General features: G+C 42.1%; 15 protein-coding genes, 1 tRNA gene and 1 pseudogene. 7 read left to right on the forward strand and 10 right to left on the reverse strand.

All coding sequences use genetic code 11. From position 1 onward, the window contains the following. Nucleotides 1–160 precede the first annotated feature (160 nt). From HF894_RS11195 to HF894_RS11225, 7 genes and pseudogenes are all read right to left on the reverse strand, one after another. Nucleotides 161–592, reverse strand: a pseudogene (locus HF894_RS11195) (right-handed parallel beta-helix repeat-containing protein); the annotation flags it as partial. Between the two features lie 141 nt (nucleotides 593–733). Continuing rightward, nucleotides 734–2,437, reverse strand: a complete 1,704-nt coding sequence (locus HF894_RS11200; RefSeq protein ID WP_021848331.1) for a RagB/SusD family nutrient uptake outer membrane protein — start codon at nucleotides 2,435–2,437, stop codon at nucleotides 734–736. A gap of 30 nt (nucleotides 2,438–2,467) precedes the next feature. Then, nucleotides 2,468–5,296: a SusC/RagA family TonB-linked outer membrane protein gene (locus HF894_RS11205; protein ID WP_204972418.1), complete on the reverse strand. Its 2,829-nt coding sequence runs from the start codon at nucleotides 5,294–5,296 to the stop codon at nucleotides 2,468–2,470. A 35-nt stretch (nucleotides 5,297–5,331) separates the two neighbouring features. Then, nucleotides 5,332–7,296, reverse strand: coding sequence for a RagB/SusD family nutrient uptake outer membrane protein (locus tag HF894_RS11210; protein WP_204972420.1), 1,965 nt, complete (start codon nucleotides 7,294–7,296; stop codon nucleotides 5,332–5,334). An 18-nt stretch (nucleotides 7,297–7,314) separates the two neighbouring features. Then, nucleotides 7,315–10,494, reverse strand: coding sequence for a SusC/RagA family TonB-linked outer membrane protein (locus HF894_RS11215; protein WP_204972429.1), 3,180 nt, complete (start codon nucleotides 10,492–10,494; stop codon nucleotides 7,315–7,317). An 860-nt stretch (nucleotides 10,495–11,354) separates the two neighbouring features. Next, nucleotides 11,355–13,469: a RagB/SusD family nutrient uptake outer membrane protein gene (locus tag HF894_RS11220; RefSeq protein WP_021848335.1), complete on the reverse strand. Its 2,115-nt coding sequence runs from the start codon at nucleotides 13,467–13,469 to the stop codon at nucleotides 11,355–11,357. A gap of 35 nt (nucleotides 13,470–13,504) precedes the next feature. Further along, nucleotides 13,505–16,648, reverse strand: coding sequence for a SusC/RagA family TonB-linked outer membrane protein (locus HF894_RS11225; RefSeq protein ID WP_204972431.1), 3,144 nt, complete (start codon nucleotides 16,646–16,648; stop codon nucleotides 13,505–13,507). Nucleotides 16,649–17,081: 433 nt separating this feature from the next. Here HF894_RS11225 and HF894_RS11230 point away from each other — a divergent pair, with 433 nt between their 5' ends. Further along, nucleotides 17,082–18,215, forward strand: coding sequence for a glycoside hydrolase family 88/105 protein (locus HF894_RS11230; RefSeq protein ID WP_021848338.1), 1,134 nt, complete (start codon nucleotides 17,082–17,084; stop codon nucleotides 18,213–18,215). Nucleotides 18,216–18,397: 182 nt separating this feature from the next. On the opposite strand, the gene recO is transcribed toward HF894_RS11230, so the two are convergent. Next, a complete protein-coding gene (gene recO / locus HF894_RS11235; protein ID WP_204972433.1) occupies nucleotides 18,398–19,126 on the reverse strand; it encodes a DNA repair protein RecO in 729 nt (242 codons plus the stop codon). A 295-nt stretch (nucleotides 19,127–19,421) separates the two neighbouring features. Between recO and HF894_RS11240 the strand changes: the two genes are divergently transcribed. From HF894_RS11240 to HF894_RS11265, 6 genes are all read left to right on the forward strand, one after another. Continuing rightward, a tRNA-Glu gene (locus tag HF894_RS11240) sits at nucleotides 19,422–19,493 on the forward strand. A gap of 40 nt (nucleotides 19,494–19,533) precedes the next feature. Then, on the forward strand, nucleotides 19,534–19,788 hold the full coding sequence (gene rpsT, locus HF894_RS11245) for a 30S ribosomal protein S20 (protein WP_075318430.1): 255 nt from the start codon (nucleotides 19,534–19,536) through the stop codon (nucleotides 19,786–19,788). Nucleotides 19,789–19,975: 187 nt separating this feature from the next. Further along, entirely contained in the window at nucleotides 19,976–21,949 is a 1,974-nt protein-coding gene (gyrB, locus tag HF894_RS11250) for a DNA topoisomerase (ATP-hydrolyzing) subunit B (RefSeq protein ID WP_204972435.1), read from the forward strand. A gap of 479 nt (nucleotides 21,950–22,428) precedes the next feature. Next, a complete protein-coding gene (locus tag HF894_RS11255) occupies nucleotides 22,429–22,656 on the forward strand; it encodes a winged helix-turn-helix domain-containing protein (protein ID WP_021848104.1) in 228 nt (75 codons plus the stop codon). Nucleotides 22,657–22,660: 4 nt separating this feature from the next. Beyond that, complete coding sequence (locus tag HF894_RS11260; RefSeq protein ID WP_075318428.1) at nucleotides 22,661–22,879, forward strand: winged helix-turn-helix domain-containing protein; 219 nt, start codon at nucleotides 22,661–22,663, stop codon at nucleotides 22,877–22,879. 159 nt (nucleotides 22,880–23,038) lie between these two features. Continuing rightward, nucleotides 23,039–24,388, forward strand: coding sequence for a retropepsin-like aspartic protease (locus tag HF894_RS11265; protein WP_204972437.1), 1,350 nt, complete (start codon nucleotides 23,039–23,041; stop codon nucleotides 24,386–24,388). Nucleotides 24,389–24,409: 21 nt separating this feature from the next. On the opposite strand, the gene HF894_RS11270 is transcribed toward HF894_RS11265, so the two are convergent. After that, entirely contained in the window at nucleotides 24,410–24,730 is a 321-nt protein-coding gene (locus tag HF894_RS11270) for a DUF3784 domain-containing protein (RefSeq protein ID WP_246593225.1), read from the reverse strand. A gap of 15 nt (nucleotides 24,731–24,745) precedes the next feature. Further along, nucleotides 24,746–25,327 carry a DUF3109 family protein gene (locus HF894_RS11275; protein ID WP_204972439.1) on the reverse strand — a complete coding sequence of 194 codons (582 nt, stop codon included), beginning with the start codon at nucleotides 25,325–25,327 and terminating at the stop codon, nucleotides 24,746–24,748. Nucleotides 25,328–25,389 lie beyond the last annotated feature (62 nt).

The raw sequence follows: 25,389 nt of genomic DNA on the forward strand, positions 1-25,389 counted from the left end.
ATCTTTAGGCTTAAAGATACAAAATCTTTAGGTAATAACAAAGCCCCAGCTTGTGAAAGTCGGGGCTTTGTGCTAAACAAAGAAGGTGTGCTTTTTGACACACCTTCATATTTTCATAAATATTATAATTGCCTCCCTCATTCCTGAAACATTCGGATTGAGTATGCCCGCGCAAAGTTACTTGCGTTCCTACTACTTCAAAGTTATTAAAATGATGACAGGAGCCATCGACATAAAACACACAAACTCTCAACCCCTGAGGACGAACCTGTGACAAATCAAAAACAGGTCGTTCCAACTGATATCCTCCGATATAAAGCCGTTTTGACACACTGCAATCTGTTCTTGACATCTTAAAGACTCGAGCATATAAATTGGTCTTTTCCATAATTTGCTCTTCCGTAATAACATAGACACCAGCACGAAAATATATGGTATCAACGCCCTCCATAGAATAAGCTTTATTCAATGTAGCAAAAGGAGAATCTATCGTACCTTTATTCAAATCACAGCCATTTGTAGCTACGAAGCAGGTTTTTGCATGTAAACAACATGCATAAAAAAATAAGAATATAAAATAGAATAGTTTCATAGTAAGTTTATCATAATTAAAAGTGAAATGAGGAGGGAATACCCCCTCTTAAAAAGATCGCAGATCTTAAAACATGAATGAAATACCTCATGCTATAAAAACAGCCGATCTTCTATCGGGATATCCTCTCCTCATTACGAATTACCATCCGGCATTCTGATCCAAATTCGGATTTTTCAAACGCTCAGATTGAGGAATCGGGAATAAATACATCTTTTCATTCCACGTACGATTTACCACGTTACGCTCGTATGTAATAGTACCATCTGCATTCTTAGTCAACTTCATTTCTGTGATACTCTTAAGTTTATCACCATCCTTCCACCGTCTCAAATCATAAAAACGATGGCCCTCAAATGCCAATTCAACCATACGCTCATTCTGATATTTAGCCCAAAAAGCATCAGGTGTCAAACCTGCAGCCAACAAAGGCATTTTCACATCAGCTCTGTCACGAACCACATTTACAGCCTCACGCGCCGTCATATTGAACTCAGAAGGATTATCAGCAGAACCTGTATATTTAAATACGGCCTCAGCATAGTTCAAATAGAATTCACCTAAACGATAAGTAATCCATGAATGACGAGCTTTTTTCGTTGTACTGTTTGCACTCAAATCAATAGCAGAATCCAAGTATTTCTTTAGATAATAACCTGTAGGAGTAGCGCCAGAAAGAGGCTCTGCATTCAAACCACCATAAAAAGTTTCAATCGGATCTGAATTCTTTGAAGGCCATTTGGTATCGCCATTCTTCACAATAGTCATTGCGAAACGCGGATCACGTCCTTCATAAGGATTGGCTGGATCATAGCCACTGCCTTCTTCATTCCACAATTTACCCGTAGCTTTCATTTCATAAGCATCCACCAAATTTTGCGTCGGACAGTTACCTGATTTTCCACCAGGAACACCCATGGGGAAATTATAACCTTCAAGGACATTATCTCCACCGTTCACAAAATAACGACGTACAAAAATCATTTCCTTGTTAGTCCAGTTATCAGCTCCCCACAACTCTGTATATTTACCTAATTTGAAACCATACTTAGTACAAGTATCAATGACTGCTTTGTTCGCCTCTGCAGCTCTTTTCCAAAGCTCCTGATTATTATCTGTATTAAATAATGGACTGGCTGCATACAACGCCGCACGAGCTTTCAATGCCAAAGCTGCATATCGAGTAACACGACCACTCTCTGCAGGGCTTATTCCATCAAGTCCCAATTGAGTATAATCAGCAGGCAATTCTTCATATAATTGATCGCATTCCTCAATAATGGCGTCAAAGACTTCCTGAACCGGTGTACGAGTCAACGAATTGACCTGATCTGTAGAAACCATTTCAGTAAAATAAGGAACATCTCCATAAGCACGAGCCAAATTAAAATAGAAGTAAGCTCTTAAGAAACGAGCTTCCTTAAAACTGTTATGATAACGGAACATTTGGGCACGATAATCATCATTTAACTTCAACTCATCAAAAGTCAAACCCTGAAACTCTGCCAAATATTGATTACAAGCTTGAATTCCTTTATAACTTGAAGTCCAAATTGAGGACATCGGATTGGAGGGACTCCAAGAACCGTTTGTAAAATCACAAATATCATTGGATGGATAAGCATATTCAGCCTCATCACAAGCAGAAGCCAACATTCCCCCAGAATAAGTTTGGCCAAAATCATAATCCAACATCGCATAAATATTGGTGACCATACCTATTACATTATCATATGTTTCCTGCACATAATCTTTCCCATAATTGGAATATTCATGATAATCCCAATTACAAGAGGACAAAACAAGCGTACAGGCCACTCCACTCAAAATATTCTTAAGTTTCATAATTATCTAATCAAATTAAAAAATTAATCATTAAAATCCAATGGTCAAACCTGCAACCAAACTACGAGTCAAAGGATTTGTTGCTCCATAAGATTCTGGATCTGAAATCTTAATCTTATCAAAACACAAAAGATCGATTCCTCTTACATAAATCTTTGCGTTACCTAAGATTTTGCTCTTCTTCACTAAATTTTCCGGGAATTTATAGTACAATTCAACAGAGCGCAGTTTCAAGAATGAACGATCTGCCAACCACAGTGTATTTGTCTGATAATTATTCTCATTGCTCTGAGAGCTCAAACGAGGATATTTAGCATTCTGATTACTTTCAGTCCAACGATTATCATAATATTCCTGAGAAATTGTGGTGTTGTTAACCAATGGCCAATACAAACTCTTTGTATTCAACACAGCGGAATATCTGCCTGTACCCTGGAACATAGCTTCCAAACCAAGACCTCTCCATTCTGCACCTAAATTAAAAGAATAATAAAGTTCAGGAGCCGAAGTACTGTAGCCAATAGCAACTTTATCATTTTCATCAATCACATTATCATTATTGATATCTTTATATTTGATATCACCAGGTCTAACCGTTCCAAAAGACTGCTGAGGACTTGCATCAATATCAGCTTGGTCTTTAAAGAATCCCTCTACAACCAAACCATAAGTTTGATTCAAGGGATCGCCCGTAGTCACCAAGTTATCATACATCTTAGGTTCTTCCATCTGCTCAACAATCTTATTCTTAGCTAAGGCAAAATTACCTCCTAAATTAATAAGAACTTCACCAAATTGCTTGTTGTACTTTATACCCAATTCTGTACCCCAACTATCTACAATACCACCGTTTTCATAAGGAGCTGTAAAACCTAATACACTTGAATAATGTCCACTTGAAGACACCCAAATGTCCGAACGTCTTTCATAATAAGCATCAATATTAATATCTAATCCTTTGAGCAGGCTTACATCCCAACCCAAATTGTATTTATAGCCTTTTTCATGAGTCGAATTAATAGATGCCAAACGTCCAAGAGTCCAAGAACTAGTTCCCACTGAATAGTTCGTATCAAATGCATAACCATTACCACTACCATAAGTTTGTTCCCAATAATTAGAAGCAGGAATACGGTCTGTATTAATAATACCCATTGATGCTCTCAGCTTCATGAAATCAATCCATGAAATATTCTTAATAAAATTCTCTTTAGACATCACCCAAGCCAATCCCAAGGTAGGAGAAAATCCCCACTTATGTCCAGGGGCCAGCATATTGGATGCTGAAGCAACCAATGTCAGATCAGCAAAATATCTGTCCTTATAGCCATAATGAGTATAAAAAGAAGCATTTCCTCTATACCAAGTCTGGTCAATACCTTTCGTATTACGATATTCATAATCCCATTTCAACTGACTATAAATCTTATTATCTGCATTAATCTGCTTGTCATAAAACAAAGTCGCAGCAAAATTGAACACACGGGTAAAAGCTATACATTTAGCAGTAGAGCCCATTGCACTTTCCTTACCATCTGTATAATAAGAAGTCGCTGAAGGAACACCATTTTCCCATGCAGTAACAGAATTACTTCCATATACAAACGTCTTTGAATGATCTTCCCAGTACTGAGCATAGTTGTCATAAGAAAGTAATGCACTAGCACCTAATCCAGGAGTAATAGCAGAAAGATCCTGTTCCAAGGTCATATCTGCAAACAAAGTTCTTTCATGGAATTTAGTATAAGCCGCAGCTTGGGACACAGCTACAGGATTCTTTGTACCAGCCCAAATAGCGCTACCACCCCAAGTTCCATTTTCCAATCGAGCTGGATATGCAGCAGAAGGCAATGTGTAAATCATATCCCACAAGTCCGCTCCTGCTTCACCATCAGCACCGGGTGCCCTTGTCTCAGACAGTACGCCCAAAACATTAAGCTTCAACTTAGTATTATCACTTAAGTCAATATCCAAATTTGTACGTAGATTGGCTCTAGAATACTGATCCTGAGTAGAATATCCATCATTCATATATGGATTGGCTATAAAACCTTTATTCGTTGTCAAGTTAGCCATAGCGTAATAACGGAATTTTTTAGCTCCACCACGAAAACTGATATTATAAATGTTTGTGGCATCCATATTACGGAACGTTTCTCCCATCCAATCTACATTAGGATACAAAAATGGATAATTTCCCGTCTTGAAGGCGTTCAATTCATCTGGTGAATAACGAACTGCCAATCCGTCATTCGTTAAAGCCTCATTCATTGCATTCGCATAAGTATAGCTATCTACAAACTTAGGCTTACGAACCTGCCAACCCATCCCATGTTCATATACAAACTTAATCTCTCGAGAATCGTATTTACCACGCTTCGTCGTTATATTAATTACACCGTCAATGCCTTTATAACCATAAAGAGCTACAGCAGCAGCATCCTTTAAGATGCTAACTGATTCAACTTCTTCAGGCGTAATGTCATTAATATCACGTTCAATACCATCTACCAATATCAGAGTTTTTGTTCCTGACAGTGTTTTCAATCCTCTCACGAGCAAAGTTGGATTATAGTCGGCATAAGTACCTGAATTCTGCAAAACAGTCAGACCCGTTCCATATCCAAAAAGAGAATTACCAATATTCTTAGCACTGCGCTTATTAAACTCCTCATTATATATGATAGAAGTCGACGCCGTTGTTTCTTCCAGCGTTTGAGCCTTCTGATAACCAATCTGCACCATTTTAGAATACTTGACAGGTTTGTCAGCAGCTACACTATCCACATATTCCTGCGCGTTGGATTGCATGGCCATCGCAACACAAAAAGCAGAAATTATCAATTTATTTTTCTTCATAATAAGTTCGATCAAAAAAGTTGTTAATCTGTTCTTTACCATCCCGGATTCTGTACCAATCCATAGCCCTTATTTACTTCTGTTGCCGGGAATGGTGACAAGTACCATTTAGGATCAAATCCGTTAGTCCACCAATAACGAACAGGATTGTTCAGCTCATACTTCTCATATTCAAATTTGCTGGGATAAGGCATCGTCTTATCATCGTTACCATACCAAGGTTCATCTCGACGCTCTCCATTTTCGTCCAAACGGTAAATCAAAAGTCCATGAAGCTGTTTCGAGAATATATCTGCACGTTTATAACGAATCAAGTCAAAGAAACGAGCATCTTCCATACCTAATTCACAAGCACGTTCACGCAGGATTTCTTCCAACAGTGCATTCTTATCTGACAACAGATTCTTATCCGGGTTACACTCAACCAATCCTTTCATACCTACACGCGCACGCACAATATCAATCTGATCAACAGCTTTCTGCATATCCCCCTGTTGACTTTGGCAAAGAGCCTCTGCATAAATCAAATGCAATTCCGACAGACGAATGCAAGGCCAATGCACATAACGACGAAGCATATCATCGCCCATCAAGAATTTCATTGGAGCATATCCTGTTGCAAATGAAGCAGTCTGCGTTGTAGGATTAGTACTAGCATCTTTTCCACCAAGCCATGATTCAAAACTACGTCCAGCCATATTACCAGTTGTCCAATCCATAGAAATGCGTTGGCCATTCACAACCGCTTCTTCATACAAGCGTGGGTCACGGGTAAGTACAATATTATCATCTACCACATTACCTGTTTGAAACATTTCATCTAACCGGCCTTCAGCTTTCGTTTTCTCCCAATCAAAAGGAGTTCCATCTTTCCAAGGAAACATCTCAACATACTCTTGCGTAGGACTATAACCTCTGTGAATACTCATCAAAGGATCACCCCACTGATGCCAGTTATAATGACTGGATTTAAAGGCATCATAGTCAATCACACGTGTACTCAGCAACACTTCCGGACTATCCAAATTGGCATAACCAGAACGATAAGCCAAACGATAATCTTCTGGACGTGTACCATTGGCCTGTTGTAAATGATATCCACCCTTAGAAGCTAACTCATTAAAAAACTCCTCACAAGCTTTCAAACAACGATCCCACAGTTCAGCCTTATATCCCCCATACCAGATGGCTGGATTATCCGTAGCACCTGGATAGTAAGGTTCTACATCATTAAACAATGGAGATGCTGCAAATTGCAAAATTCGACATTTATAAGCAAGAGCTGCTGCACGATTCCAACGACCTGCATCGGCAGCAGGTGTTTCCACCGTCCATGGCAAAACAGCTGCGGCTTCATCCAGCAACTGTACCATGAAATCAACATTCTCTTCCACACTATTACGTGGCATTGAATACGTAGCGTCCGTTCCTGTAAAAGTCGCCTTAATCAAAGGCACACCACCATAGTGACGGAAAACATCAAAATATCGAGAAGCTAAGATACATTTTGCTTGCGCAACCATCGACTGCTTTTCTTCCTCGCTTAATCCAGGTACAGCATCAATGTTTTCGATCAACATCCAAACACCACGAACAGCCTCCCAAATATTATTTCTGAGGTAGTCAAACTTATCAGAACGCTTACCGTAGTTTGCAGAATGTGTTCCAGAAAAATAAGGTCCTGATATACCTGCCGAAGGATAAGTAAACACATACAAATCTGTCAAAGCTTCAGGTTTGCCGACATAGTTATTTGAACTTTCCTGATTTGCTACATTCTTATAAGGCAAACCATAATATTGCATTCCATACAGATTTGTTAAAAACTGACGAGTATATTCAGCATTATTAAAAACGGTATCTTTAGTAACCGATCCGCCAGGAGCTTTTTCTAGAAATGCACTTCCGAATTTAATTTCATCCACACAAGATGTAATAGCCATGGAAGTAACAAATAAACCTGAAACAAGCCTTAACGTCCAATTATTATATTTTTTCATCTTTCTATACATGTAATATTAAAAACCTAATTTCAGACTTAACGAATACGTTTTAGTCAACGGATAAGAAGGAGAGTTACTTGCTCTAGACTCAGGATCACCCCAAATATACGGAGTGAAAGTCAACAAGTTATAACCACTTAAAGCTAACTGGAATGTATTCAATTTCAGTTTCTTCATAAACGGCAAATCAAAATTATAAGCGATTTGCAGATTTTTCAAACGAAGATATTTCGAATCTTTCTCCCACAATGTAGACTCTGCATAATTGTTTGCATCACGCAAGAATGTAGGACGAGGATAAGCTGCGTTCGGATCTGGATTATCAGGAGTCCAAGTATTATCCAACATATAAACCAAAAGACCACCTTGATCAGCATCGTTTCGATCTGTAAAAGGCTTACGGAATACGTTTGAAATATTGCGGCTAACATTCCATGCGCCAGTCCACTGCATAGAAACATCCCAACCTTTCCAGCTGAAGCCTAAGTTCAAGCCAGCCATATACTCAGGATCATCAGTAAAACCAAAATCACGTGACATATCATTCGAATCAATCTTTCCATCACCATTCAAGTCCACGTATACGCAATCACCATCTTTCAGGTCTGTAATCAACTGTTCAGGCATATCCACTCCGTATACCTCCTTATAATGTTCAGGAGTCGTTTCCGAATTGTAATATTCAAAGAACTTATACTGACTTCTCGCCCCGAGTCTTCTCCCTTTCTGATACATATATTCTTCATTCATGGGAGCCTCTTTACGTTCCTTTACTCGGTTCTGATTATACATCAGATTCAATCCTACATTGTATCTGAAATCGCTTCCAACCTGGTCGTTCCATTTCAAAGAAATTTCCCATCCCCAACTACGCATAGAGCCAAGATTGGCAACTGGAAGTGCAAAACCTAATACAGAAGGTGCAGTTCCATCGCTCAACATGATGTCTGTTCGATCTTCATGATAATAATCGAATGTAGTGCGCAAGCGGTCATTAAAGAAATTTGCATCCACACCAAAATTCATCTTCAGAGCCTTTTCCCAAGTCACATCTTGATTGTTCTTTGAACTTTCGTATGCTGCAGGGCTAGGCGTGGAATTATTTATACCAAACAAGAAACCATGTCCATCACGATTAATCAATGTTGTATTATTAACAGCATAAGGATCTGACAGATACAAGAATCGTTGTGTATTTCCGTCAAAACTATCATTTCCGACAAGACCCAGCGTATAGCGGAATTTCAAGAAACTAATTACCGGTTTAATAGGCTGCCAGAATTTTTCCTCACTAACTACCCAACCAATAGAACCAGCCGGGAAAGTACCAAAACGTTTACCAGGAGCATAGTTTTCCGAACCATTATAACCGATATTAAATTCTGCCAAATAACGATTCTTCCAATCATAAGTTGCACGACCAACCAAGCCTACCAGGCCTCGGGGAATATCTGAATATGCAGAAGGATAATATGTTTTTGACTGGTTATACAGCAACAAGGCGGTCACATGATGATCGCCAAAATTACGAGCATAATTGAAAGCTGCTTCCATATACCAATTACGGGATTTAGCCGGATCGCGATCTTCATAACTCAATTGGCTATTTTGACCATATTTCTTGTATGCAATAGTACCGTCATCCTGTAACACCGGGGTATAAGTCGCAATGCTGGCCTTAGCCTGCGTATAAGCTGTAAATCCACTGTTATAAGATCCCTTTAAATGAAAAGACAAACCTTTGGTTACAAAATCCAATTTTTGTTTTAACTGTAAGTCAGAAGTCAGTGTATTATTACTAGTCTGCATAAAACCACCGCCATAATAACCGATACCGTTTCCACCTACAAAAGGTAAACGTAAATCTGAGTAATCATTAGCAGCATTGACCAGCTTTCCATCCACAAATCCAGGACTAGAGAAAGGAGTCGAATAATACATATTAATCAACATACCGGCACTTCCTTGACCTGTGTACGGTTTAGAAGCATTATTCACGTTACCAGCAATATTCATCGTCAACGTTGTTGTCTTAGTAACGTCAATATCCAAATTCGAACGATAGTTAAAACGATTATACTGATAAGACAAATTGTAAGGCAAATCAAATTCCTTGAATAAACCACCTTGGGTATACGCACCTGCTGAAATAAAATAGCGAATGCGATCCGTACCACCGGAGATATTCACGTTATGCTGAGTTTGCACAGTCATATCTTTCAAACAGTAATCAATCCAATTGACACTCGGAAAACGAATAGGATCAGAACCGTCCTTAAATTTCTGAATGATTGCTTCATCAAACACAGGCTCCGTACCATCCAATTCATTAATCATGTTATAGAAAGTGGCATATTGGTATGAATTAACCATCTCAATTGGTTTCGTCGGTGCAATGATACTAGCCGATGAAGAAACAGAAATCTTAGCTTTACCTTCCTTACCACGCTTAGTCGTAATCAACACAACGCCATTAGCACCACGTACACCAAATACAGCTGTAGCCGATGCGTCCTTCAAAATAGAAATACTTTCAATTTCGTTCGGGTCGATGTCATTAAAATCACGTTCTACACCATCTACCTGAATCAAAGGAGAAGACTGATTCCAAGTAGCCTGGCCACGCACAAATATCTGAGCAGCATCGCTACCCGGTTCACCAGAATACTGCACCGTTGTCAAACCAGCCATTTGACCAGACAACATATTCGAGATTGATCCTGTAGGTGTTTTTACCAATTCTTCGCCTTTAACACTTGCAATAGAACCCGTCACAGACACTTTCTTCTGCACACCATAAGCTACGACCTCCACTTCACCCAATATCTGTGAATCATCTTTCAAAACAACTTCCATGCTAGGTTTGGCCACAACAGTTTCTGTTGTATATCCAATAAATGAAACGATCAATTTTGCACCTTTAGGCACATTCAACTTGAATACACCATCTATATCAGTAATTGTACCATTTGTAGATTGCCCTTCAACAATGACATTCGCACCAATTATCGGCTCACCATTACTATCTACAACTTTACCAACAACAGATACATTTTGCTGTACTACATTTGTAGCAGCAGACAACGACTGGACCCCCATAGGAGGAGCCATCGTACCAGCAAGCAAACCAAAAAGAAATAGCCACCGATATTGCATGCGGCAGCCCAACAGCGTTTTTTTCTTTCTGTCTCTCATACTTCAATCTTTAAGTTAAACAAAAGTGAAATTACACACTCAATCTCTAAATAATTAATATCATTTAAAAGAAACACATACTTCCTTATATTAGAAGTGGCGCAAAATTAAGTATTAAAAGCTATAGCAGGAATGTCTTTTTGTACACAAGCATGTATTTCCATCTACCTCAAAGGCCTCTAAAAGGGCATAAAATCAAAAGGAGCAGGTCTAAAATCATTTTAATAATACTAAAAGCATAAAACGTAAAAAGGGCCATCGTTAAACAGAATATGCATATCATCAACTGATAATATTAAGCAGAGTACATACCAACTTTGTTAAAAAAGATCCTATTCCCAGATAATACTCAAGAATAAGAATATATCTATAATAAAATAGTCCTACCCCCACTTACATTTTGTATTCTTACGAATCTTTCTCATTTGTCTTACTCTGATGATCTGGTGCTATGAGACGGAATCCATTCTAGGAACCCCAAGTGTAAAAAAGCATAAGATTTATTTTAACGGCAATACGATTCTAATAACCATACTAATTGCCAATACAGAACTTTAGCAAAAATATTAATAGTATATGAGAACTGTAAACATCAACTTTAGCAACGTAATGTGCCACTTTAGAAAGCTAAAGAGGGACTCTGCAAATATTCCGTGAAACATCCAACGAAAGGCATAGTAACATCCAAGTAGGAATTTTGGTCTTTACAAAAATGGCTTCACGCCTTCACAGCTCAATAGTAAGCTGGTAACAAGAGAGTTGCGGTGAAAGATATGTTTCACCACAACACACAAAAGGCCTTCATGCCACTAAGGGACAATGAAGGCCTTTATTCCTACTAATAATTATGAATAATCACATTAATATCCCGGGTTCTGCATAGCAGCTTTTTCAGCATCAGAATAACTTGAACCATCTTCATGCTGTAAACCATCCAAGAATGTCTGAGGTATAGGACGCAATTCATGTTTATTCTCCGTTATCGCTTGTGCTTCAGGATTAAATGCTTTTGCACGCTTAATCAAAGTTCCTGTACGGCTCAATTCATCCCAACGGTTCCATTCACCTAACAATTCGCGAGTACGTTCATTTAACAAGAAGTTAATCATACGATCTTTATCACTTGTACAACCCAAAGTCGCTAAAACAGCCTCATCCTCCTCCGGAAGATTTCTATAATCAGTAATCTGCAAATTAGAAGCCGCAGTTGTACGTTCAATGCCAGTAGACAAATAATACGTATTCTTCTGAATGAAAGAAACTTCATAAGCTTGCGCATTCGTCAATTTATTACCCTCAGCATCCTTACATTTTCCTAATGTTGCAGAAGCTGTTGTATTTTCTGAGAATGCCATTGAACCATCTGTATAATACTCGCGATCTTCACCATCTTTCCACTGTGCTCTAGCACGAAGTTGATTTACTGTTGCGATAGCACCTTGGTAATCCTCTAATCTTACCTGGGCTTCTGCTTTCACCAGATAAGTTTCACCTGTACGGGCCATAATTACATCACGATGTGCATCACCCTTCTCTGCAGTACGGGTACCATCCTCTGTCTTATTAATACCACAGAACACATTCGATTGAGAAGGATCGCCACTAACACCATAAGTATTCAATACATACTGTCCATTTAAAAATACAGGAAATGCATTGGGCACCCATTTACCAGTTTCAGGGTTGACAAAAGAATGAGCCTTGCCCCCACGTCCAAATGTACCAAAAGGTTCACCATCAAAGCGAGTATCATTTTTCTTATTCAAAATAAAGATGATGCCCTGATCACCTAATGTAGGTACTTGATCAGCTGTAATACCATTTTCTTCCATAACAGTTTTTGCATCTTTCGCAATATTATTCAGGCCAAAAACTGTTTTAAAAGTCTTCCACATACGAGCATCATTCACATTATCAAAGATTGAATAAGTATACTCTGTCGGACGACAACGCTGGAAGTCCATACCACCGATGTATTGTCCTCTTTGTACCCAACCACCAGAAAAATTAGAAAACTGAGGATTGAAATAATTATAGGTACGGTTACCAAAACGTCCTTGAGTAGAACTATCATCATTATGTTCAGCAGTCATCAGAATCTCACTCAAACCTTCATTTGCACAATCTACACCGGTCCATTCAGCATAAAGCTGATTATAATCATTAGCCAAAGGACAGGCTTTAATAACTTCATCACATAATGCGATTACACGATCCAAATCTGTCTTAGCTGGATATTTGGAATTCCAATCATTACAACGTTCGCTTTGACGATACAAAAGAGCCTTTGCCAAGAAATGGGCAGCAGTGTAACGCGTCCAAGTACCATTACCCCGCCATTTATCAGTCGGCAACATTTCATAAGCTTGTTCAAGATCCGCAATTACCTGATTCAGAGTTTCTTCTGCTGATGCACGTTCAAAACTACGAACGACTCCATCCAACGGTTTAGTTTGAAGAACAACACCTCCGTACTGAGCAAATAAACGATAGTAGTTATAGCCTCGCAAAAAATAAGCTTCACCTAATGCCTTATTACGGCTATCTTCATCTGCAACCTTTACAGCTTTATCAATCACCAGGTTAGCTGTCGAAATACCGTAATACATTTCATTCCACAAAGCAGACACACCAGGGCAGTTATTGTTAGCAGCACCTGTTGCAACGGTACAATCCATTGGGTTCAAACGAGTATCGTACGTATTCCATGGTTCACTGGTCAAATCCGCACCATTCGTAAATTCATCTGCTCCATACAAAGTGATACCATATGCCCATTCGTAACCAAAATGCCAACGAATATTTCCATACAGACCAGCAGCCATAGCCAAAGCTCCATCAGGAGTTTCCAACAGACCGTCAGTAACCATATGATTAGAATTTTCTTTCAAAAAGTCATCAGTACATGCAGTAGAACCAGCAAGTAATGAAAGTGCCAATGCACCAACATATAATTGATTTTTTATATTGCTCATAAATCTATAATTTTAAAATTTAACAGTACATCTTTTTAGAAACCAACTTGAATACCAAATGTAAATCCACGATTATAATAAGTCGTTCCCAAATCCAGATCCATAAAGTCTACAGTGGAGAATAGGTCACCTAAATTCTTACCCTGTGCATAAACTTTCAAAGAACCAATTCCTAACTTATTACAGATGTCCTTATTAAAGTTATAACCCAACGAAATATTACGTACCTTTATAAAAGATGCATCTTTAAAGCCGAGCAGGCTTGAATACTCATCACCACCAGCCGTACTATAAATAGGCTTTTGCCATTCTGCATCGGTATTATCTGGTGTCCAATAGTCGATCTCACGCTGATTATACATACCATACTGGCCTTCACCACCTGTACTAATCATATATTTGAAACGGCCATAAAGTTCAATACTCAAATCAATGCCTTTGTAGCTAAACGTATTGCTCCAACCCATAGTCCAACGTGGATTTTTATTTCCCAAAATGACACGGTCTTTATCATCGATTACATAATCACCGTTTTGGTCTACTGGTTTTACCTTACCAGGCTCAAATTTATGCCCATTTGCATTAAATTTCTCCATTTCGGCGGCATCGCTTTCCTGCCACAAACCATCAGACGCAATACCATAATGTACTGCTATTGATTCTCCAATAAACCATGCATTTGAGATATCATCAACTTTGCCATTGGAAAGTTCTACAATTTCATCTTTCTGATAAGCCAAGTTCAAATCAGAAGCCCATTCAAAATCTTTTGTACGAACTGGTACCAGATTCAATGTCATATCCACACCAAAGTTTTTTGTCTGACCGACATTTGCCATCATTGCAGGATAACCACTCAAAGAAGGAATTGTCATTTGCATCAACAAATCGGAAGTTGTAGAGTGGTAAATATCAATAGCACCACCAACACGACCATTCAGGAAGCTAAAGTCAATACCATAGTTAAACTGCGTAGTCTTTTCCCAACTCAAATCCTTGTTTGACATCAAATTGGATGAAGAAGAATAATAAGGTTCATTAGTTACGAAAATCATTGTATTACCTGTACTGAAAGGCATCCAATAGGCACCAATTACACCTAATGTACCGTAAGGATCAACAGCTGCATTACCTGTAGTACCCATACCGAAACGAAGTTTCAATTGATTAATCCAAGAGATATCCTTCATAAAGTCTTCCTGATCGATACGCCAACCCAAAGCTGCAGATGGGAAGAAATCCCATTTATTACCTTCTGCCAAAACAGAAGATCCATCATAACGTCCTGAAACTGTCAACAAATAACGATCTTTGAATGAATAATTAATACGAGCCATATAAGAAGCCAACTGGCTTTCGGTTAATCCTGTACCCATACTGGCCGCGTACTTAGCACTTGTAATATCTATCAAGCCCATATTATTCCACAAAAATTCAGGAATCAAAACGTTCTGTTCGCTCATGCTTCCATTTTCTTTATTATATTTTGAAGCACTCTGCAACAACGTTACGCCAATAGAATGATCGCCGAAAGTTTTGTTGTACAGAATCATGTTATCAAGTGTCCAAGAAAAATAACGCTCACTGTCCCAACTAGCATAATTACTACCCCCTGCACGAACAGCAGAACTGCTATCAATGAAAATACCTTTACGATAATGACGGAAATCGGGACCAAAAGCAAATTTGTAACTTAAACCTTCCAAAGGTTCCCAGATCTTACCAAAATCCACCTGTGCATAAAAGCTTCCTAATGCACGGAATGTCTGACGGTTATCATTAGATTTTGTCCATTCATCAACTACCGTATATACATTGGTTACAGAACCACCCGGGTTCAAAATAATATCGCCATTTTCATCATAAGGTACCGTATAACGGGGTATTGCCTTCGCCGCACTATAAATATCAGTCGGACCAGACTTAGAAGATTGACCAGTACGAGAATAGCCATAATCCTGCACGCTCCAGGCAGCATTGATAGAACCGCCCATCTTGAACCAAGGCTTAGCCTGTAAATCAACAGACATTGCCATGTTGTAACGTTCGTATTCCTGTCCCTTCTGAGTACCTTCATTATTCAAATAACCAAAAGAGAAGAAACCCTGCATATTTTCCGTACCACCACTAGCACTCAACGTATGCTCATGAGTGATACCTGTTTGTGTCACCATGCCGCCCCAATCTGTATCTGTCACCTTCGAGCCATCCCATGTGCCATTCACCCAGCCTTTATTCACATTAGCCAAAGCCGCAGCATCACCAGAGAAGTAGTCTTGATCCTTTTCATAATTAGGCTGATTACCCATCGGATTGCTAGAAGGATTAGAGTTATAATAGGCCCAACGACGCCAAGTAATATAGTCACTTGCACTCATAGCCGGCGATTTATCAACCAAGCTTTCAAAAGTTACAGAACCCGAATAGTTCAAAGTCAACGCACCTGTTTTACCACGTTTGGTTGTAATCAAAATTACACCGTTAGCACCACGAGAACCATAGATGGCTGTAGAAGAAGCATCTTTCAAGATGTCGATTGATTCAATGTCACGCGGGTTGATCGTCTCAATGCCACCAGAGTTCAAAGGCACACCATCTACTACATAAAGTGGTGAATTGGAAGCATTCAACGAACGGTTACCACGAATACGAATATCACCCAGTTCACCAGGACGTTGACTGGACGTAATATCCACGCCGGCAGCCTTACCTTGCAAAGCCTCAAAAGCATTAGATACAGGCTTTGTATTCAATTCTTCAGAAGAGACACTAGCCAAAGCACCCGTCACATCCGACTTCTTTTGAACACCGTAACCTACGACAACCACCTCATCCAACATCTCTGTATCTTCTACTAAAGTTACATCTATTTTAGATTTACCTGCAACAGAGATTTCTTGAGATTTATAACCTACAAAACTAATTTGCAAAATAGCATCATTGGCCACTCCTTGAAGAGAGAAATTACCATCAATATCCGAAATGACACCATTACTTGTACCTTTTACTAATACACTAGCGCCGATAACTGGTTCACCAGTCGAATCAATGATCTTACCAGTAACCGCCTTGCCTTGCGCATAGCCATTCATCGTAACCAAAGAAAAGAGAGCTGTAAGAAATAGCCATTGGATGAAATACATCCGACTAAACAGACGTAGTCTTTTGTTGTTTTCCATACATTAAAATTTTAATTAGACATATCAGTTAAAACAAAATTTTATATCTCACCATGGAGACATGTGCAAATATATGGCAAGTTCCACATATTGGAAAATGGAAAATTGTACAATAACATGTAAATACGTATCCTGAACAGTTTACAAACGAATGTAAAATCAAAACAATTATTCATAAAATCATTTTGAATATGACACAAGCACAACCATTTACAATACTTCTGCCTTATCTCCCTAACAAGATTGCTAATAAAAATATTTTTTCCCAAGCTCACACACCCCGTATTTTTATTTCTCAGAGATCAATAAAACAAACCGATTCAAAAAATTCACCTTTCAAAATAGCTTTGTATAAAATTCATGGAAACTGTACAAATCTCCATTGTAAAACAAAATCCCGGCAACTACTTTTGTGACAAAAATCTATTTAAACATGAAAACAAAAAAAATAGCAGCCCTGCTCATCGGACTTTTCAGCTTCAGCATCATCTCCGCACAGGAAATGCCTGACCGAAAAGAAACGTTGAAGACTATTGTTAAAGTCAACGACTACTTCATGAAGAAGTACAGCGATTATCGGACTCCGTCCTATGTGAACAAGGTCATCCGCCCCAGCAACATCTGGACAAGAGGCGTTTATTATGAAGGACTGATGGCCCTTTATTCCATCTACCCGAGGGACGACTATTATAAATACGCCAACGACTGGTCTGAATACCACGAATGGGGATTCAGAAATGGCACCATCACACGCAACGCTGACGATTATTGCGCAAGTCAAACATACATTGATTTATATAATATCTGCCCCAACCCTGAAAAGATACGCAAAGCAAAGGCTAACATTGACATGCTGGTCAACACCCCTCAAGTGAACGACTGGTGGTGGATAGACGCTATCCAGATGGGTATGCCCGTTTTCGCCAAACTGGGACGACTGACAGGCGAACAAAAATACTTCGACAAGATGTGGGACATGTACGAATATACAAGAAATGTACATGGAGAAAATGGTATGTACAATGAAAAAGAAGGCCTGTGGTGGAGAGACCAAGACTTCGATCCTCCCTACAAGGAACCTAACGGAAAGAATTGCTATTGGAGCAGAGGCAACGGATGGGTATACGCCGCACTCGTCAGAGTACTGGACGAAATACCTGCAAACGAACAACACCGCACAAACTATATAAATGATTTCCTGACCATGAGCAAGGCCCTCAAAGACTGTCAACGCAAAGACGGCTTTTGGAATGTCAGCCTCCACGACGAATCGAACTTCGGCGGGAAAGAGACATCTGGAACAGCTCTCTTTGTCTACGGCATGGCTTGGGGTGTACGTAACGGGCTCTTAGACAAGAAAGAATACCTCCCCATCCTGCTGAAGGCATGGAATGCAATGGTCAAAGAGGCCGTCCATCCGAATGGTTTCTTGGGCTATGTACAAGGAACAGGCAAAGAGCCCAAAGACAGCCAACCTGTCACTTACGACAAAGTCCCCGATTTTGAAGACTTTGGCGTAGGATGTTTCCTATTGGCAGGAAGTGAAGTCTACAAGTTAGAGGATTAACAACACAGATTCACACACAAAAGATTTCCGCCGTCTTCTTTTCCGAATCCCTTAACTTCGGACGAAGACGGCGGACTTTTTTTATCTATGCCAGATATCTTTCAAAGAAAACACTGCTTTCTTCCTCGAAAAACGCCGTTTTCATCGAAAGAAAACGATGCTTTCCTCAAAGCTTAACACTATCAGTCGAAAAGTTCTTTCAGAACATCCAAAGATTTCAGCTCTGGAAAGTCGGGCAGGTGCAAACGATAATATTGCTCGATGACCGTCAGACAACGCATCCGCTCCACACGACTCATGGCAAAAAGGTGCATCGTATCGTAGTTCATCCGCATCAACGTAAGAAGACGTGCCGCCTCAATCGGTCCGATGTAATGAGAATGCCCCGAAGGACGAAGCGATGTAAAACAGGCATTCAACAAATCGAAATAACAGCCTTCCGAATAGCCCTCAAGATTTGGATAAAGTCCCAAGAAGCGAGAAAGGCGCATAAGAAAAACCAGATGAAAGTTTGCAAAGCCCGTGCGACACTCGTCCAGCCACACGATAGAATGTCTTAAATAAGAGAAAAGAGCTCGATTATCAGCCTCCACACGAACAGCACGACACAAAAACTCCGAAAGAAACAAAGCAATAGCCGATTTATAAGGATCGTATGGCAAGGAAACAAATGGATGCCATGACTTAGCCTCTTTTATCTTATATATAGAAGTGTTAGGACGAAAATCTGCCTCCAGCTCGACCAATGACAAAGGTTGAAACAAAACAGACTTGACCGACGCCTTACGCGAACGAGGCAACGGCACCATAAAAGACACCCGCCCTGCTACGTCCGTATAGACGTCAGCAATAAAAGCTGTATCCTTATATTTCACTGTGCGAAGCACGATTCCTTCCGCCTTTTGCAACATATCTCGTCCGTTTGTATCATAAATCCGCCTACAAATCTACAAAAAAAGAAGCGATAAATGAAGATATAATAGCGTCCTCCTCTTTCTTTCTAAAAAAATCACGGTCCGCACGACATTTTTTCATTTCACTTAAATCACTGTATACCAGACGCTATCATTCATATTTAAAAGAAATTCCAATATTAAGTTCAAAAAAAATAGCAGGAACATTTTGCCAATTCAAAAATAGTTCCTACCTTTGCATCCGCAAACGAGAGATAAAGCGCTTGCGAGCGGAAACGCTCAACAAAAGGATGGCCCGTTCGTCTATCGGTTAGGACGCAAGATTTTCATTCTTGAAAGGGGGGTTCGATTCCCCCACGGGCTACTAAAATAAAAAGATAAACGAATTAAAAAGATTAGTCGAGATGGCAAATCACAAATCATCACTGAAAAGAATCAGACAAGAAGAGAAAAGAAGACTTCACAACAGATATTATGGCAAGACCATGAGAAATGCTGTTCGCAAACTTCGTGCTACTACTGACAAGGCTGCAGCAGTATCTATGTATCCTGGATTGGTTAAGTTGCTGGATAAGTTGGCTAAGACTAACGTTATTCATAAGAACAAAGCCAATAACTTGAAGTCTAAATTGGCTCTGCACATCAACAAGCTTGCGTAATAAAGAGCGTAAAGTTAAGTAACGTATAACAAGAAGGTTGGACAAAAGTCCGACCTTTTCTTGTTTATAGACATCCCCAAAACAAGGATGCTAAAAAGCCGTAAAGGCAGAAAAAACTCCTCACCTCAGTGGCATAATCCAAAGATTTTCACTATTTTTGCTCAGTTATTACAATAAGCACAAATTTATGACTGAAGCAGAAAAAATAAACGGTGAAAACAATTATTCGGCCAGCAACATCCAAGTGCTGGAAGGATTGGAAGCGGTAAGAAAACGCCCCGCCATGTACATTGGCGACATCAGCGAAAACGGTTTGCACCACCTGGTCTACGAAGTGGTGGACAACTCCATCGACGAAGCGATGGCCGGCTACTGCGACCACATCGAAGTGACCATCAACGAAGACAACTCCATTACTGTACAAGATAACGGCCGCGGTATCCCCGTCGACCTGCACGAAAAAGAAAAGAAATCGGCGCTGGAGGTCGTAATGACCGTACTCCATGCGGGTGGTAAGTTCGACAAAGGTTCCTACAAAGTATCTGGCGGTTTGCATGGCGTCGGCGTATCGTGTGTCAACGCTCTTTCTACACACATGACTACTCAAGTATTCCGCAACGGAAAAATCTATCAGCAGGAATACGAATGCGGCAAACCGCTCTACGCCGTCAAGGAAGTAGGCACCTGCGAACCTGGCTTTACAGGCACAAAGCAGACTTTCTGGCCTGATGGAAGCATTTTCACCACGACCGAATATAAGTATAGCACCCTGCAGGCCCGCCTGCGTGAGTTGGCATATCTGAACGCCGGTATCCGCATTACCCTGACCGACCGCCGTCAACAGGACGAAAATGGTGAATACATAAAGGAAGTATTCCACTCCGTAGAAGGTGTAAAGGAATTTGTCCGCTACCTGAACAGCAACAACACACCGCTCTTCGATGACGTCATCTACCTGAATACTGAAAAGGCAGGTGTACCCATCGAGTGCGCCATCATGTATAACACAGGCTATCGTGAAAACCTGCACTCCTACGTGAACAACATCAACACGAAGGAAGGTGGTACGCACGAAGCCGGCTTCCGCGCCGCCCTGACCCGCGTACTGAAGAAATACGGCGAAGAGACCTGCGCCAAGCAGTTGGAGAAAGCCAAAGTAGAAATCTCAGGAGAAGACTTCCGTGAAGGACTCATCGCCGTCATCTCCGTCAAAGTAGCCGAACCTCAGTTTGAAGGACAGACCAAGACGAAGCTGGGCAACAGCGAAGTGAGCGGCGCCGTCAATCAGGCAGTTGGCGAAGCTCTGACCTATTACCTGGAAGAACATCCGAAAGAAGCCAAACTGATTGTCGACAAAGTGATACTTGCCGCAACTGCCCGTGTAGCAGCCCGCAAGGCTCGTGAGTCCGTACAACGCAAATCGCCCATGAGCGGCGGAGGCATGCCCGGCAAACTGGCCGACTGCTCCAGCAAGGACCCCGAAGAATGCGAATTGTTCCTCGTCGAGGGTGACTCGGCAGGCGGATCGGCCAAGCAGGGACGAAACCGTCAATACCAAGCCATCCTGCCCCTGCGCGGTAAAATCCTGAACGTAGAAAAAGCCATGTGGCACAAAGCCTTCGAAAGCGATGAAGTGAACAACATCATTCAGGCATTGGGTATTCGCTTCGGCCTGAACGGCGAAGACAGTAAGGAAGCCAACATCGACAAGCTGCGCTACAAGAAGGTGATTATCATGACCGATGCCGATGTCGATGGATCTCACATCGACACGCTGATCATGACGTTGTTCTTCCGTTACTTCCCGCAAGTTATCCAGCAGGGCTACCTGTACATCGCTACTCCCCCGCTCTACCTCTGTACAAAGGGTAAGGTAAAAGAATACTGCTGGACCGACCAGCAACGCCAACGCTTCATCGATACTTACGGCGGCGGTTCGGAAAATGCCATCCACACACAACGCTACAAAGGTTTGGGTGAAATGAATCCCGAACAGCTGTGGGAGACAACCATGAACCCCGAGAACCGTATGTTGAAGCAGGTAAACATCGAAAACGCAGCTGAAGCCGACTACATTTTCTCCATGCTGATGGGCGAAGACGTAGGGCCACGCCGCGAGTTCATCGAAAAGAACGCTACTTACGCTAACATCGACGCATAAAGAAAAACAGATCACTGTAGGTAGTCAAGATGGTTAATGCCCACAGTCAATCTCTTATTAATATTTATCTAACCATCATTAATTAACCAACCTCACATCTTACAACGAGGCAGTCCCGGCAGAACAGGATAATCCTGTGGTCGGGACTTTTCTTTTATCTGACCATAAAAACGAATAAGAACTGTCGATATCATGAATAGCCGTAACATTCCTGAAAAACTTTCAGTCTAATTGAACAAAAAAAGCGGCAAAAGCGACATACAAGATAAAAGCACAAGAAAAAAAGTTACGGAAAAGTTGTTTTATAATTTAAAAAGTCTAATTTTGCCACAAATTGGTAGCAGAAGGGAGCCTTCTGTAACAAAAAAAAACAGAAAATACGGCGCTTCGAAAACCAACCCGACCTCCCGCGAGGGTAACACATTGCTGCCCCGAACGGTTTGTGATAAGTAGGATAAAAACATTTTAAATTTTAGCTTATGAACGTACAAAGTATCGGCGAAAATGCAGGAATTATCTGGAGACTACTCCAAAGCGAAAGCAGAAAATGGGACTACCAAGAAATCAAGAAAGAAACAGGACTGTCGGACAGAGATATCAATACCGCTATCGGATGGTTGGCGCGCGAAGGGAAATTGACTATCGACGAAACAAAAGTCGGAAGAAGAAACGTAATCTATATTGAATTGAACTATTATATCGGTTAATTTTATGGATAAATACACTATCGGAAACAACGCCGGCATCGTCTGGAAACTGCTGAACAATGGGAAGCGTTGGAGCTACGAAGACCTGAAAAAAGCCTCTGGACTGACGGACAGAGACCTGAACGCCGCCATCGGATGGCTGGCACGCGAGGATAAAGTCTACTTCGAAACGGATAAGAACAGTACGGAGTTCCTTTACCTTTCCGTCAATGTCTACTATTAAGGCAGAATACGGCAAGAAAGAACAAATGCGCCGGACGGGACACGCTTCCGCTCCGGCGCTCTTCTTTTCCATCGGAGTTAAGACTTAATAAGACTGTTTTCTTGGCGCGTTCCGACAAAAACTCCATCTTTAAGCCCGAAAAGCAAAAACGGAAAACCCATGAAGAAGTTATTATTGGCAATCTGCCTCGCCACCGCGCAGACAGCCCTCGCACAAACCGCCGACACGCGCATCGGTACCCTCATCAACGAAAGCAACTGGTTCGAATTGAAACGCACGATGGAGGTGACACCCCGCGACTCCGTCAGTCCTCTGCTCTATCGGATGGGGACAGCCATGACAGCCCACTACTTCAACCGCCCCGACTCGGCCTGCACCGCCATCGGCACACTACTGAACGATCACCAGGCGGAAATGGGCGGACAAAACTCCGTGCACATGGTCTCGCTGATGGCCACCAATCTAACGCGCTGCGGCCGCTACGAGGAAGCCGCCGCCCTGATGCAGAGCCTCGCTGAGCAGCTACAGGCACAAGGCGTAGATACCGCCACCACCGCCGCCATTCGCAAGGCGGCCGACGTCTACGCGATGTATGCCCATGAATCACCTCTCTGTCGCCCACTCCACCCGGCAGGTGAATATCACATTCCCTTTACATTCAACGACGACATGCACAAGGGATACAAGAAGAGCGGTCACTTCCTGATGTTGGATGCACGTATCAACGGGACGAACGAACCGGTAGTGTTCGACACCGGTGCTGGCATGAACATCATCAGCAGCAGCCAAGCCAAGGCATGTGGCCTGCGACAGACTGAAATCACCATCGACATGCAGGGCATCGGCACGCAACAGGGACGCATCGCCTTGGCCGACACGCTGCGCATCGGCCCGATGGCATGGCAGAATGTCCCCTTTCTGATTGTCGATACACGCACGGGCGATGCCGAAGCCGACAGCGTCGGAGGACTGCTGCAACCCGTCATCGGACTCCCCATTATGCTGAGCATGAAAGAAGTGCAGTTTGATTTTGAACACCGCGAACTGGTGATTCCCGCCACGCCAACACCTAATCCGTTAGGTAAAAGCAACCTGCTGCGCACGGACAGCGAAGGCTTGCGCGTGGAGAGCCGCGACGACGAGGGGCACACGATGTACATGCATCTCGACACGGGTTCTTATGGTAGCGATCTGACCGCCCGCTGGTATGCCACCCACCGTGCGCAGGTGGAGGCACAGGGCCAACCCGACTCGATCCGCATGGCGGGCATCGGGGGCGTCAGCAGGCAGAAGACCTACCGACTGCCAAACTTCACCTACCGCATCGGGCGAGGTGAAGCGACCATTGAAGACGTACACGCCAGCACGGGCCTCGACCTGCACACAGGCCAGCCCGTTGGAGAAATGTTTGGCATCGGCGATATAGACGGCATTATCGGATTAGGACTGCTGGAGCGATTCCGCCGTGTGACGCTAAATTTGGAGGAGATGTATCTCGACGCGGAATGAGGCGCGAACATTTACCACGCCTCATCGCCCGTGGTCATAACGCTGGGCACCGGCTACCATCACCACTGAGCCCACAACGGATACTGCGATTATGCTGACCAGCACGGCCGCCATTTCGGCCATCCCTCCCCACAACAACAGGTAATAGACAAGGAGTACAAGCAGCCCGATGATACAAAACGCCCGGCACATGAAAGCCGTCAGTCCCTTGACATCGACCAGCATCTGCCGTTCGGGCGACATCGTATTATACCCGGCTATCAGCTTGGGATACTTGCGCACAAGCAGGCCCAGAAGAACAAAAAGGGCTGCGAAAATCCAGACAAACAGACTATCCATCATTCTATATTTACTTAATTACAACATCCCCTGCTTCTCCAGCTCCTCCGCCGCAATTTCCAGTTCCTTGTACCACGCCTCGCCGAACTTACGGATGAGAGGTTCGCGCAGGAACTTATAGACAGGTACATTCTCCTTGCGCCCCAGCAGAACGGCGGCCTTGCAGACGTCCCAACGGTGGTAGTTCACCGCCTTATAGGGACCGTAGTCGCCCACGCGGATGGGATAGAGGTGACAGGAAACGGGCTTGTAGAAGTCGGTCTTGCCTTCGCGGAAGGCTTTCTCGATGGCACAATAGCAGCACCCCTTGTTATCGTAGCAGGTGAAGACGCAATCCTTGTTGTTGACAATGGACGTCACCAGGTCGCCCTCACAATCGGTATATACCACCCCCTGACGGTCGATGACGGCCCGTGCTTCGGGACTGAGGTCGTCCCATATCACGGGAAGCACTTCTTCGAGCTTCTCCACCTCGTCCAACTCAACCGGCGCTCCGGCATCTCCCTCGATGCAACACTCGCCCTTGCAGGCAGACAGGTCGCACAGAAACTTCTCACGCAACACGTCGAGACTTACCACTACATCGTCTATCTGTATCATAAATTACCGTTCTTTTATCAAAGACTTTCCTCACAATCGGGCGTTCACATAAACCGTTATGA

Origin of the sequence: Caecibacteroides pullorum, from assembly GCF_019239235.1 — a bacterium.
GTDB classification, from domain to species: domain Bacteria; phylum Bacteroidota; class Bacteroidia; order Bacteroidales; family Bacteroidaceae; genus Bacteroides; species Bacteroides pullorum.